Below are 11,696 nucleotides of genomic sequence, written 5' to 3'. Positions count from 1 at the left end.
TGCATATGTGGCTCCTGGTGGGTGTGGGCTGCGGTGGGGTGAGGCCCCGACGGACGGACGGTCAGGCGGACGGGCGGCTGTCGAGGTCCGCGATCCATGCGGCGCAGACAGCGGAGACCTGGACCAACTCGGCGCGCAGACGGGCGGGGTCAGGCTCGGCGAGCGCCTCGAAGACCTCTTCCAGCAGGACGTCGCGCCATGTAACGGAGCCGTCCTCCAGCCCCTGGTCGACGATCGAGCGGTAGCGGTCGGCGACGTACAAGGCGCCGGATCCGCCGGTCCCGTCGGGGTGGTGCTGCTCGCCCCACTTCGCCAACTGCTGCTGCCGCTCCCCGTCCAGGTCGATCATGTGGCGGGCGAGACCGGGGGTGGCGGGGAGTTCGCTGCCCATGTAGGTGGCGGTGCGGATGATCAGCTGCTGAATCAGGTCGACGGCGCCGTCTCGTGTGCCGAGTCGGACGGGGGTCTCGTGGACGGCCTCGGTAATGACGCGGGCCAGCGGGGCGAGGACGGCCAGGTCGGCGGCGGGTGTGGTGTCGGGCATCGGGTCTCCGGTCTGTGGTTGGGCGGCCGGCCCGCGCGATATCAGCGCGCGGGACGGCCGTGCGGCATGAGGTCACTCGTAGGTGCGGGCGAAGGCTTCGCCTCGACGTGCGGCCTGGATCTCCTCCGCCGTCAGTCGGCGGACGCGGGCGCGGCAGCGGCGTTCGCACTCGAAGCCAGTGATCACCCAGCAGCCGGGGCGCAGCGGACCGGTCTGCTTCTCGATCTCGATCGGGTCGCCGACGCTCATCTCCTGGAGCATCACGTCGCCGCCGTCGAGTTCGATCTCGCGGGCACGGATGACCGCCTCGTCGACGGCCTTGAAGCCGTCGCGGGCGACAGCGCGGCGGACTGCTCGGGCTTGGTGTTCCCAGTACGTCCGGTCGTCGTCGCCGAGCAGGTCCCAAGCGGGCGCGTCCAGGGCGTCGTTGAAGCGCTGGTACAGCCAGGCGGGCAGCGTGCCGGCCTGGTCTACCGCAGGGACTGCGGGCTTCGGGTTGGTCATGGCGTGGCCTTTCGGTTGCGGGGCGGGCTGGGTGCGGTGCTGTGGTGTGTTTGGCGGGTGGTGGACGCGGGCCCGGACGCGGGCGGGCGGGAGTACGTCAGACGGCGGCGGTGATGCCGTCAAGGCGGGCGATGGTCGGGCACGGCCACTCGAAGCGGTCCGGCCGCCACGACGGGCCGTTGCCGACCTCGTTGACGCAGCTGGCGCAGACGAAGCCGAGGTGCTGACGGGCGCACAGGTCTTCCAGGTCATCCCCGGATTCGCAGTGGTCGTCTTCGTAGCCGTCACTGTTCGGGTCGCAGCCGCAGGTCTCGGCGAGCGGCAAGATCTCCTGCCGCTGGTGGTCCTCCAGCCGCACGATCAGTTCGGGGTGGTAGTGCTCGGCGAAGAACCGGAGGCGGTGGGCGAACTCGGTGGCGGTCTCGGTGGTGTAGGGCGTCATCGCCAGGGCGTTGCGGGTGAAGTCCTCGGCGGCGCGGACACGGCGGCTGAGCATTTCGTAGCCGATCCGGTTCAGTTCGTCGTGCAAGGTCACGGGGTGTCTCCTGTCGTGGGGCGTGGTTGGTTGGGTGTTGTTGGCGGGTGGTGTGGTGTGTTTCGTGCGGGTCTGGCTGGAACCGGATGGGTGGCTCTCCTGCGGGTTGGGTCAGCGCTTGAGGGCGTAGACCTTTTCGCCGCCGATGAGGGGTGCGCCTTCGGGGCCTTTGATGTGGGGGGCGATCCAGACGGGGCGGTGTACTTGGCGTTTGGGGTGCCATTGCTGGCGCCAGTGGCCGCGGGTGATCCATCGGTGGTGGTACTCGCGGCTGGTCTCGCTGTCGCCGGGGCTGCTGCTGGTCTTGGGGCGTCGGAGTTCGATGACGCGGACGGGTGCGGGTTCGTGGCCGGCGCGACGGAGGCGCTTGCGGACAGCACGGTCTGGCTGGACTTCGGTGTCATCCGCGAGGGGCTGTTGCATGAGGAGCCACGCCGTTTTGACGACGGCCAGGGAGGCGACGCGCTTGATGAGGTCTTGGGGGGTCGCCTTGATGACGTCGCGGGTCTCTGGGTCGCGATAGAAGCTGACGTTCCCGGGCTCGTGGCTGCCGAAGGCGCACATCGATTCGCCGGTGTAGAGGAGCCGGGGGGTAGGCATGCCGTTGCGGGTGAAGGAGTCTCGGAGGCTGGGCAGGTCCGTCATGTCTACGTAGTGGCTCAGCCATAGGCCGGCGTCGCGAAGGTTGCGTGCGTCGATGACTTCCTGCGGGCATGGGCCCCAGCTCATGGCGTTTGTGGGGAACTCGCGGAGTTCTGAGAGGCCGTCGAGATAGATGAGGCCGTAGGGGGTGGGCAGGTCTTCGGGCGCTAGCGACCATTCCGGCATGGTTTGGGCTGCTGTGACGACGAGTTCCGTCATCTCACGCGTTACGAAGAAGAGCTCAGCCTCGGCGAGGCGGTGGGAGTCGGTGGCGGTGATCCAGCGTCCTGCCGCTGCTGGACTGGCTGCGTTGTGGTGGACGGCTTGGTGCCCTGCTGCTACGAGTCCCGTGAAGTAGGCGGCCCCGTGTTCGTTGTTCCATGCGGTGAGTTCGGCTCGGAGTTCGGGGAGGTCTTGGGGTCGGACGTCCATCAGTTGCGCTCCTCGGCGGGCTGGCGCTTGAGGGCTTCGATAGCGGTCTCTCGGCTGCCGGCCCGTTCTTCCAGGAGGGCGCCGAAGGCTTCGGCGAGGTGGAGGGTGAGGGGCAGGAGGTCGTAGATGCCGCGGGGGCAGAGCTGGGTGATGAGGTCGTAGGCGGCTGCGTCGGGGCCGTCGGGGGCTTGGAGGAGGTGGGTGGTGAGTTCGGTGGCGATGCGACTGGTGTCGTTGGGCTTGGTCATGGGGTGCTCCTAGGCGGCGTCGTGGGGTTGGCGTGGGTGGCTGCCGGTGGCGGGGTCGCAGCCGATGTGGGTGTCGTAGCCGCGTGCTGCCCAGTCGGCGTTCATGGGCTGTCGGCAGATGTTGCAGAGGGGTTTGGAGGGGGTGTCGGCGGTGTCCGTTTCGCCGCCCTCTCCCTGACCTCCCCAACCCCTAGAAAGGGGGGTTGGGGAGGGAGGTTCGGTGATGGGCCTCCCCATGACCTCCCCAGCGTTTTTGGGGAGGTCTGACCTGGGGTTATCGCCGAACTCCCCAGACCTCCCCAACTCGGGCTGGGGAGTTTGCGTGTATGGGCCACTGGGGAGGTTTTTGGGGAGGTCGGCAAAAGGGACGGATGCGGTCAATCTGGGGTCGTCGAAGGAGTCCCGCGCCTTCCGCATCTGGACGGCCTTCTCGATCTTGTTCTTGGCCATGTCGATCTTCTGTGTCTGGCACCACTTGATGACCCGCGGCGCACCCCACGCCATGTCGATGCCGGCCTGGTCGAGGACCACGACGAGCCACTCGGGGGTGTCCCGCTCCAGCGGCTTGGGCCTCAGGTCCAGCGACTCCAGGACCACCGACGTGACGGGCCGTCCGTCGGGCTTCTTCTCCCCGTCGAGGGTGATCACCTTCAGCCCGAACTGGAGGTCGCTGCCCTCCTCGTCGTCCTTCTGCTTGCCGGTCTTCAGGGTGACGACGATGTTGGCGGCACGGTCGCCCTTCTTTGACACGTGGAGTTCGGACTGGAGGGCGCCCTTCGCGGATGAGGATCCGCGGCCGTGCTCGCCGACGTGCCCGGTGTGGTGGATGACAAGGACGCATGCGCCCGTTGCGGCGCGGAGCTGTTCCATGCGGTCGACGACGAGGCCGAGTTCCTTGGCGGAGTTCTCTTCGACGCCGACGGACACGCGGGCCTGGGTGTCGATGACGATCATCGAGGGGGCGAGGCGGCGCATCGCCTCGATGAGGGTGTCCCACTCGGGGCTCATCGCCTGAACGGGGCGGGGCAGGAACAGGACGTCGGTCATCTTGACGCCGTGGTGCTTCTCCCAGGCGCGGACGCGCTTGCGGATGCCGCGGGCTCCTTCGGCGACGAGATACACGACGGTGCCCTGACGGACGTGGTGGCCGTGCCACTTCATGCCCGTGCCGACGTGGGCTGCGAAGTCGATGACCATGAAGCTCTTCATGTGCCCGGACGGTCCGACGACTCGGGCGAGGGAGTCGAGGTGGAGGAGATCGCCGACGAGGGGCTCCAGCGTGGGCATGTTGTCGAGGCTGGAGGCGTCGAGGAGTTCGGCGAGGAGGGCATCGGCGGGGTCACCGGAGCGGCCGTGGGCCCGTTCCTTCTGGCGTTGGAGGTAGTCGTCGATGAAGGTGACCGCGGCGCCCGGTTCGGCGTCAGGGGCGGTGGCCTGTTGAACGATGCGCCGGCCGAGGTCCGCCTCGGCCCGCAGGTCGGCGGCCTTGCGGACGAGTTCGGCGTGATACTCGGCGTCGAGCGCCCAGTCGCCGAGCTGGTTGATGTAGGCGAGGCCTCCGGCGAGGCCGAGTTCCTTGCGCTGCTCCAGTTCTACGCGGAGCGTAAAGGGGTTGATCTCGGTGCCGTGGTCGTAGAGGTGGCCGAGCGCGTTCCAGATCCGTTCGTGCTGCGGCAGCGCGAAGTCGGCGCCCCGGATGAGCGCCCGGACGGCGGGGATGTCGCGGGGCTTGTGCATGCTGCCGCCGAGGACGTATCGCTCGGCGTCGTACTGCTCGGAGCCGTGCGGGTCCGCCTGGTCCGGCTGCATGTGGCGGACGTTGCTCACGGGCGGTCTCCTCAAAAGAGCGTGGTCGGCGGGCACTTGTGGGTCGTGAGGTGCTGGTGGGGGCAGTCCGGCGGATGTCTGGGCCCGGTCCAACGCAGGCGCAGCGCCCGATAGGGGAGGCGAGGCAGGCACCAGACGAGGTCGTTCGGTGTCCGCCTTGCCGCGGCCTGCGGGTACGGCAGGCGCTCCTCGGCGGGGTGCAGGGTGACGGTCGCGGTGATGGCGGCGACCTGCCCGACGGACTGGCTGAGGAGCGGGTGGCCGCACGCGGGGCATTGAGTGTGGGCGCCGCCCCGCGTGCGGCCGGCCATCAGGCGGTGAGCGAGTCGAAGGTGCCCTCGCTGGTCCGCCGCTGGTACAGCTCCTGGGAGAGCTGACGCAGCCGCTCATCGGTGAACTCGTCGCTGGCGACTTCCATGTCAACGATGCGGACCTTGACGGTGTCGGGCTTCTCCTCGTCGGGGCCGGGCTCGATGCGCTCGACGGACGACAGCTCGACGATGGCCATGACGTTGGAGCCGAGGTTGGTGAACAGGCCCTTGGCGTGGGGGCGGATGGCCTTCTCGACGTCGGCGAGAACCTTGGGATCGATCTTCACGGTGGTCATGCGGCTGCTGCTCCTTCGGTGGGTTGAGCGGGGCGCCCCGGACAGATGGCCCGGTGGTCTGTGCGGATGGTGGCGACGAAGGCGCGTACCTCATCGGCGCCATGGACGACGGGCGACGCGTACTGGCAAGGCAGGCACTCGTAGCGGGCACGCGGGTCGCGCTTCCACCAGATCTGGCCTTTGCGCGGGCCGTCCTTCTTGATCTCGTAGCCCTCACCGAGGTCGATGAAGAGCGCGTCCCGAACCTGCAGGTCGAGGCCCTCGCCCCCAGCCGGTTCGATGGCCGCGCGGATTGCGACGACCGGAGTAGCGGGCTCGGCGTGGTCGTCGGCCGAGACTCGGCGGTGCGCGGTGAGGGCGTGGGTGGCGCAGCGCCAGCCGCAGGCGTAGTACCTGGTGGGGCCGTCGTGCGCGCCACTGACGTATCCGCAGGGCTGTGGGATGAGGGCGCTCATACGGCGACCGCTGCCTGTTCCCGCATCCGCCGGTCCGTCAGGCACGTCTCCGCGACACACCCTTCGACGTCACATGCCCGCTGTACGTGCCCATGCGGCTGTGTCCCGTGGAGGGCGATCCAGGCGAGCTGGTGCACCGTGTAGGGCTTGCTGCGCACGTTGATGAAGTGCCGGCCGTCCGTCCACAGGACGTGCCCGTCACCGGTCGGCTGGGCGTGGAGGTGGTAGAGGTTGCGGAGGATGAGCGCCGCGTCCTGCAGTGCGGTGGCGACGGCGCGCGAGATGTCTCCGTCTGCCCTGCGGAGGTGGGCGTTGCGCTGGCGGGGTGTCATCCCGGCGCGGATGCCGTACTCGTCGCCTTCCTGGTACGCGGCGGCGAGGCACCCCGTCTGTACAGGGCAGCGGCTGCAGATGGCGCGTGCGTCTGCTGTTGCGCTCCGGTTGCGTTCCCCTGCGTGGAAGATCTCCGGGTCTTCGCCGTGGCAGGCCGCCGCGTCACGCCAGTCGGTGGCGCGACCGCCGGTGTAGTTCATCGGGCCACCGCCGGGATGTTCTCCGGCCACGCCACAGCCTTCAGCGCGCGCCGACGCGAGTCCGGAACAACGACCAGTGGATAGCCCAGCCAGTGCAGGCCGATCGCCGCGAGGATCACACTGTCGGCCTGGTCGTAGCTCCCGCGTCCCTCGCACGGCACCCCGTACTCCCGAACCACGACGTCGCGGACCATGCCCTTCGCGATGGTCTTCCGCTTGCTCGCGGGATAGTCCTTCGCGGGATTGGCCACGCCGGTGGCGTAGATGATGCGGTGCTGCGGGTAGCACACCGCGAGGGGGATGCGGCGGCGCCACAGGTCGTGCTTGACCAGGCCGCGGAGGTAGGTCATTTCCTCGACGCCGGGCCGGTAGCCGAGGGACATCGCTGGCCCTTCCATGACGACGAGGCTGGCTTCGTCGGGGATGCGTTCGTGGATGCTGCGGCGGTGGAATTCGAGGCGGGGGTGTCCGTCGAGGTGTTTGGGGATGAGGGCTTCGGCGGTGGTGCCGTCGCTGATGCCGGTGGAGGTGAGGGAGAGGTCGAGGCCGTAGACGGTGGGGAGGTCGAGCGGCCGGGGTACGGCCGGGGGTGCGGTGGTGAGGTCGAAGAGGGTGGTCATGTCGGGTCCCCCTGGGCTGTCGTGTGGTCTTCGGTGCAGGTGTGGGAGCCATCCCGGTGCAGGACCGCGGCCGTCTCCACCCCGCACGGCAGGCAGAACCGGAACGCCTGCTCGATGACCGGGACGGGGAGGGCGCGGGGTGCGCGGTGCCGGCCGGGCTGGGTGATGGGCCGCACGTACCAGCGGGCGGCGCCCGTGGCAGTGATCAGGGCCCCGAGCACTGCGCCCGCGCCGAGCTGAATCTCCGGAGGGATCACAGCTGCGCCTCCTTCGTGCGAGGCGTCCGCTTGTCGTCACGGGTGTGCTGCCAATGCCGGCCGTCACGGACACGGCTGGTGTTCAAGCCCATCGAGTCGTCGAGACGCCTTTGCAGCCGGTCAGCGCGCGCCTTCTCCTCCTCGTAAGCGCGGAGGATGCGAGCAGCGACCTTCAACAGCCGCGTCACCCGCACGTCCAGGCGGCCCGCGTGCTCGGGGTCCGACTCGGTGAGCAGGGAGATACGGCGCCCGAGTTCGAGGTTGCGGCCGGTGAGCCGGCGGTTGTCGGCGTCGAGGCTGGCGTTGGTGCCGAGGACCTGCCTGCGGTTGAAGATGGCGACGTCCCGGTCCTCCTCGGCGGTCTCGGCGCGGCGGCGTTGCCGGCTGGTTTCGGCGTAGGCCGCGGCCAGCTCCGTACGGAGCCGGCGGGTGGTGGTGAGACCGAACATCACGCCTCACCCCCAACCGGGCGCAGCGGCCAGCAACCATCGATAACCGCATCCGGATCCCGCTTGCCCTCCGGCGCCTTCGTCCGCAACCACTCCTGGAACGACGCCGCGTTCTCCCGCGCCCACCCGATCTGCATCTGATGCAAGTCCTCGACCGACACCCCAGCCAGCGAGTCGAAGCGCTGCGTCCGCAGCTGGTGCACCCACACCGGGCGCTCCGCCCGCGGCCGGTGCGCGATCGCACCCATCCGGTACGCGGCCCGCGCCGACATCAGGGCGTCGTACTCGGCGCCATGCGCCGCGTCCTCGTCCCACCCCAGGCCGTACGTCTCCGCGGTGGTCCGCATCTGGTACGGGCCCTGTGTCTCCGACACCCGGCGGCGGAACGGGCAGACCTGCTTGTCGAGGAGCATCGTGTCGATGACCCGGTCGAGGGGGTTGCGGCAGACTCCTTCGAGGCTGTCGCCGAGGTGGCGGCGGCACTCGCGGTCCAACAGGTTGAGGTCGTAGCTGCCGAGGTTGTGGCCGACCAGCGGGACCTGTCCGGCGATGACTTCGGCCACGGACTTGGCGATCTCCGGGATGGCCTGGTCGGCGGGCGTGCCGTGTTCGGCGAGGTGCTCGTCTGTCAGCTTGTGGACGGCGATCGCTCCGGGCTCCTGTGGGATGCCGGGGTTGATGAGCCAGGTGCGGGTGTCGGTGGGGAGTCCGCCGCCGACGAGGATGAGGGCGCCGGAGACGATGCGGGCGGTCTCGGGGTCCTTGTCGGATGCTTCGAAGTCGAGGGCGGCCATGCGGCCGAGGTGCCAGGGCATCATCGGACGTCACCCGCCTTCACCGCGGCGAGGTAGGCGGTCATCTGCGCGACGGTCCCGGACGACGGATGCGTCCCGCCATTCAGCCGGGCGAACCCGGCCTCGACCTGCTCCGTGTCCATGCCGCGCGCGCCAGCTGCGGCGATGACCTGGAACCAGACCTCCTGCACGTCGGCCGGGTCATCGACGACCTCACCCTCGTACACGCCCTCGGCATCCGGTGCAGGCTCCGGATCCCCAGACGGCGGCGTGGACGGCTCCTCCTTGCGGGGTGCGCCAAGCTCGGCGGCCCGCGCGGTGAGCGCGTCGCCGATCTCCTTGTTCATGTGGCCGGCGTCGAACGCCTGCTTGTACACGGCGCGCACCTCGTCGGCGTTGGCCGCCGCGGAGGCGAGCCGCACATAGTCCGGGCGAGGCGCCTCGATCGCGGCCCGGGTCGGACCGCCCTCGACCGCCTGGCCGACCGCCGCAGCCCCCGACATCAGCGCTGCCGGCGTGACCGCCACGTCGATCGTCGGGACCATCCAGTGCCGGGTCTGCCCGTCCCGCTTGGCGGTGCGCTGCTCCAGCCCGAGGAACGCCTCGACGTAGCCGCCGGTCTGCGACAGCAGCTCGGCCACGCCCGGCAGTTCGAGAGCTGCGTAGTAGCCGTGGGACTCCAGCCGCCACACCCCGACACCCTCGATCTCCGAGAGGACGACGTTCAGACGGGTCGTCGGCTTGCACGAGCGCTGCTCCGGATCCGGGCCGCAGATGCACGGCCGGTCCTTCAGCAGCTCGGTGACGCCGTCGCATCGGCGCTGGCAGCCGCCGCCGGACCACAGCTCGAAGTACTGCGAGACGGGCTGCGGCGGCACATGGATCGGCATGCGCTTCGAGTCGGTGATGACCTCGTACTGGCCCGCGCCGCCGTCCGGGGTCCACGCGTTGACGGTCCCGCCGTACTGCTTGGCGACCCGCTCAATCAGCTCCTTCGACGGGCTGGTGAGACGGAACCGGTCGAGCTTGCCCGGCCGGGTGCCGCCCTTCGCTGTGGCGACCTTCTGGCCGATGCGGATGCGGCCCAGTTCCCGGAGCCGCTGCTGGAGGGTGAGGATGGGCATCAGGCGGCCCTCTCTTCGGTGAGCTCGGGGAGGGTGAGGGCCTCACCCACAACGGACTTGGACAGGACGCGCTGGAACTCGGCGACCGCCTGCACGTGGCGGAACACCTCGTAGACGTCGTCGCCGCACTTCAACGGCATCGGCCGGTAGCCCTCGGGCCGCAGGTGCAGGACGATCCCGACGTCGTGGATCTTCGGCATCGGCAACTGGGTGCCGTCCCGCAGCCAGCAGACCTCGGCTCGCCGGTAGGCGGACATCTGTGCGCCGGCTTCCGGGTAGACGCCCTTCTCATCCAGTTCGCCGCCAGTCTTGGTGTCGCCGATGAACAGCGTCTGCGGCGGTACCTTCAGCAGGCGGGCGATGAGGCGCGAGCGGAAGAGGTAGTCGAGCTTCCCGGCCCATCCGTCGGTGAGGTTCCCGACGGTCATCTCGGAGGCCTCGAACTCGATCTCCCACTCCTGCACGAAGCGGAGGAAGTTGTCGATGAACGGGGCGATCTCCTCGTCGGAGAGGAACGACTCGGGGATCGGCGTGCCGAGGACGTGGGCTTCGATGACGTCGTGTACGGCGCCGCCGATGTCGCCGCGCTCGTCCTTCTTGCGGATGTGGCCCTTGCGGAGCCAGTCGTAGGCGGCTTCCTTCTCGGCCGGGTTCAGCGAGGCGGCGACGAGGCGGGGCAGCGTGGCGAAGGCGTCGGTGGCGGTGAGGTTCGCGGCCCAGAACACGAGCTGCGGTTTCGGGAAGCCTTGGCTGAGGATGGTGGTGACGCGGCGGAGTTTGATGTCGGTGCCGGGGACGCGGTACCAGCCTTGGGAGGGCTGGGGGATGCGGTCGGCGCCGGTGGGTGCGGGGGGCGCGGCCTTGCGGCGGCGGCCGGCGGCCGGGGCGGTGTCCGCCCCAGCCTGCGCAGCGATCGTCATGAGGCGTCGTCCTTCGAGCTGGTGAGGCGGTACAGGCGGCCCTGCCCGGTGTCGACGGGGATGAGGTCGCCCGCCCGGGCGAGGCCGCGCAATCCCTTGCGGACCGTGTTGCGGCCGGCCGCCCACTCGGTGCCGGCGAGGAGCTGCTCGGCGAGCTGGGTGGACACGGGCCGCCCGTGCGCCTGTATGGCGGCGAGGAGATGCGTACGGCGGGTCGGCTCGGTGCTCACGCGGCAGCACCGCCCTCGGTGCGCTGCTCCGGGATGAACAGGGCCGGAGCCGGGATTCCCGCCCTCAGCCGGTCCGCCAGCGCGGCCAGCGCCTTCCCACGGAACGGGATCTCGTGCCCCACCCGCTCGGCCAGCCGCTCCACGAGCAGCTGCTCCGGCTCCCACCCGTCGTGCTCGCGGGCCATGCCCCGGTCCTCGACAACTTCCATGAGGAGGTCGAGGAGTTCGGGGTCGTCGGCGATCGTCTCGATCACGTAGGTGAAGTAGTCCTCGAAGTCGAGGAGGAGGCCGTCGGGGATGCGGCGGGTGTGGATCCGCATGGGTTCGGTGATCGCGGGGCGGCGGGTAAGTCGGTGCCAGATCAGGCGGATGCGGTTCATCGGTCGCCTCCCTTCGACTCGGGCTTCACGCCAGTTGCGTCGAACCAGGCCTGGAACGCGTCCTCACCCGGGCCGAGCTCGGTGCCGCCGACGGTGGCCTGCATGGCGGTTGCGGCGACCTGCGCGGCGAGGAAGTGCGCGGTTGCCTGCGCGGCCAGCAGGGTCGCGGCAGGGTTGGTCTCGTCGTAGTTCGACGGCGTGTGCTCGGAGAGCGCGAGGAGGCGTTCGCCCTCGCGGTAGTGCTGGGGCCCGTTCAACGGAGCGCCCCCTTCGGGCTCATGGTGAGGAGGATGAGGAGCGCAGCCGCGTCGAGGACCACGTCACGCACAGCGCGCCAAGCAGCGACGCTGACGCGGTTCCAGTCGTGGCCGGCGTGCACGGCGACCTGGTGCACGGCACCGGCAGCACGGCGTACCGCCGGGCGCGGGTCGACGGAGTCCATGTCGACGAGCAGCACGAACGGGATCGCGGTGGCCGCGCTGAGGGACAGGCCGAGGAACACGGCCGCGAACCAGTCAGCGAGGTCCTGCGTGGGCGTGCTCACTTCGCACCGCCCGTCGCGGGCTCGTCCTCGCGGAGGGCCTGCTGCACTGGC

General features: G+C 69.8%; 20 protein-coding genes. All 20 read right to left on the bottom strand.

Going from position 1 to position 11,696, the window contains the following annotated elements; translation table 11 throughout:
• Positions 1 to 61: 61 nt before the first annotated feature.
• Positions 62 to 544, bottom strand: coding sequence for an NUDIX hydrolase (locus ABZT03_RS40865; protein ID WP_356048841.1), 483 nt, complete (start codon positions 542 to 544; stop codon positions 62 to 64).
• 72 nt (positions 545 to 616) lie between these two features.
• A complete protein-coding gene (locus ABZT03_RS40860; protein ID WP_356048839.1) occupies positions 617 to 1,048 on the bottom strand; it encodes a hypothetical protein in 432 nt (143 codons plus the stop codon).
• A 97-nt stretch (positions 1,049 to 1,145) separates the two neighbouring features.
• The gene (locus ABZT03_RS40855; RefSeq protein ID WP_356048837.1) at positions 1,146 to 1,583 is read right to left on the bottom strand and encodes a hypothetical protein; all 438 of its coding nucleotides are present in this window, start codon (positions 1,581 to 1,583) and stop codon (positions 1,146 to 1,148) included.
• 111 nt (positions 1,584 to 1,694) lie between these two features.
• Entirely contained in the window at positions 1,695 to 2,657 is a 963-nt protein-coding gene (locus tag ABZT03_RS40850; RefSeq protein WP_356048835.1) for a hypothetical protein, read from the bottom strand.
• Positions 2,657 to 2,905 carry a hypothetical protein gene (locus tag ABZT03_RS40845; RefSeq protein WP_356048833.1) on the bottom strand — a complete coding sequence of 83 codons (249 nt, stop codon included), beginning with the start codon at positions 2,903 to 2,905 and terminating at the stop codon, positions 2,657 to 2,659. Before ABZT03_RS40845 ends, ABZT03_RS40850 begins: the two co-directional genes overlap by 1 nt.
• A gap of 9 nt (positions 2,906 to 2,914) precedes the next feature.
• The gene (locus ABZT03_RS40840; RefSeq protein WP_356048831.1) at positions 2,915 to 4,732 is read right to left on the bottom strand and encodes an AAA family ATPase; all 1,818 of its coding nucleotides are present in this window, start codon (positions 4,730 to 4,732) and stop codon (positions 2,915 to 2,917) included.
• Between the two features lie 11 nt (positions 4,733 to 4,743).
• Complete coding sequence (locus ABZT03_RS40835; protein ID WP_356048829.1) at positions 4,744 to 5,043, bottom strand: hypothetical protein; 300 nt, start codon at positions 5,041 to 5,043, stop codon at positions 4,744 to 4,746.
• Positions 5,043 to 5,339: a hypothetical protein gene (locus ABZT03_RS40830; protein ID WP_356048828.1), complete on the bottom strand. Its 297-nt coding sequence runs from the start codon at positions 5,337 to 5,339 to the stop codon at positions 5,043 to 5,045. The genes ABZT03_RS40835 and ABZT03_RS40830 overlap by 1 nt, the downstream gene beginning before the upstream one ends.
• On the bottom strand, positions 5,336 to 5,794 hold the full coding sequence (locus ABZT03_RS40825; RefSeq protein WP_356048826.1) for a hypothetical protein: 459 nt from the start codon (positions 5,792 to 5,794) through the stop codon (positions 5,336 to 5,338). The genes ABZT03_RS40830 and ABZT03_RS40825 overlap by 4 nt, the downstream gene beginning before the upstream one ends.
• Positions 5,791 to 6,327 (bottom strand): WhiB family transcriptional regulator, encoded by a 537-nt coding sequence (locus ABZT03_RS40820; protein WP_356048824.1) that lies wholly within the window; start codon positions 6,325 to 6,327, stop codon positions 5,791 to 5,793. The genes ABZT03_RS40825 and ABZT03_RS40820 overlap by 4 nt, the downstream gene beginning before the upstream one ends.
• Positions 6,324 to 6,947 carry a hypothetical protein gene (locus ABZT03_RS40815; protein WP_356048823.1) on the bottom strand — a complete coding sequence of 208 codons (624 nt, stop codon included), beginning with the start codon at positions 6,945 to 6,947 and terminating at the stop codon, positions 6,324 to 6,326. Before ABZT03_RS40815 ends, ABZT03_RS40820 begins: the two co-directional genes overlap by 4 nt.
• Positions 6,944 to 7,204 (bottom strand): hypothetical protein, encoded by a 261-nt coding sequence (locus ABZT03_RS40810; protein WP_356048821.1) that lies wholly within the window; start codon positions 7,202 to 7,204, stop codon positions 6,944 to 6,946. Before ABZT03_RS40810 ends, ABZT03_RS40815 begins: the two co-directional genes overlap by 4 nt.
• On the bottom strand, positions 7,201 to 7,653 hold the full coding sequence (locus ABZT03_RS40805; RefSeq protein ID WP_356048819.1) for a hypothetical protein: 453 nt from the start codon (positions 7,651 to 7,653) through the stop codon (positions 7,201 to 7,203). Before ABZT03_RS40805 ends, ABZT03_RS40810 begins: the two co-directional genes overlap by 4 nt.
• The gene (locus tag ABZT03_RS40800) at positions 7,653 to 8,471 is read right to left on the bottom strand and encodes an exonuclease domain-containing protein (protein ID WP_356048817.1); all 819 of its coding nucleotides are present in this window, start codon (positions 8,469 to 8,471) and stop codon (positions 7,653 to 7,655) included. The genes ABZT03_RS40805 and ABZT03_RS40800 overlap by 1 nt, the downstream gene beginning before the upstream one ends.
• Entirely contained in the window at positions 8,468 to 9,571 is a 1,104-nt protein-coding gene (locus ABZT03_RS40795; RefSeq protein ID WP_356048816.1) for a hypothetical protein, read from the bottom strand. The genes ABZT03_RS40800 and ABZT03_RS40795 overlap by 4 nt, the downstream gene beginning before the upstream one ends.
• The gene (locus tag ABZT03_RS40790) at positions 9,571 to 10,491 is read right to left on the bottom strand and encodes a hypothetical protein (RefSeq protein WP_356048815.1); all 921 of its coding nucleotides are present in this window, start codon (positions 10,489 to 10,491) and stop codon (positions 9,571 to 9,573) included. The genes ABZT03_RS40795 and ABZT03_RS40790 overlap by 1 nt, the downstream gene beginning before the upstream one ends.
• On the bottom strand, positions 10,488 to 10,721 hold the full coding sequence (locus ABZT03_RS40785) for a hypothetical protein (RefSeq protein ID WP_356048813.1): 234 nt from the start codon (positions 10,719 to 10,721) through the stop codon (positions 10,488 to 10,490). Before ABZT03_RS40785 ends, ABZT03_RS40790 begins: the two co-directional genes overlap by 4 nt.
• Entirely contained in the window at positions 10,718 to 11,101 is a 384-nt protein-coding gene (locus ABZT03_RS40780; RefSeq protein WP_356048811.1) for a hypothetical protein, read from the bottom strand. The genes ABZT03_RS40785 and ABZT03_RS40780 overlap by 4 nt, the downstream gene beginning before the upstream one ends.
• Positions 11,098 to 11,358 carry a hypothetical protein gene (locus ABZT03_RS40775; protein WP_356048810.1) on the bottom strand — a complete coding sequence of 87 codons (261 nt, stop codon included), beginning with the start codon at positions 11,356 to 11,358 and terminating at the stop codon, positions 11,098 to 11,100. Before ABZT03_RS40775 ends, ABZT03_RS40780 begins: the two co-directional genes overlap by 4 nt.
• Positions 11,355 to 11,645 carry a hypothetical protein gene (locus ABZT03_RS40770; protein WP_356048809.1) on the bottom strand — a complete coding sequence of 97 codons (291 nt, stop codon included), beginning with the start codon at positions 11,643 to 11,645 and terminating at the stop codon, positions 11,355 to 11,357. The genes ABZT03_RS40775 and ABZT03_RS40770 overlap by 4 nt, the downstream gene beginning before the upstream one ends.
• Between the last annotated feature and the right edge of the window lie 51 nt (positions 11,646 to 11,696).

This window comes from Streptomyces sp. NPDC005574 (assembly GCF_040605435.1).
Classification (GTDB): domain Bacteria; phylum Actinomycetota; class Actinomycetes; order Streptomycetales; family Streptomycetaceae; genus Streptomyces.
Note: the sequence above shows the minus strand (reverse complement) of the source record. Positions and strands in the feature narration are given on the sequence as shown.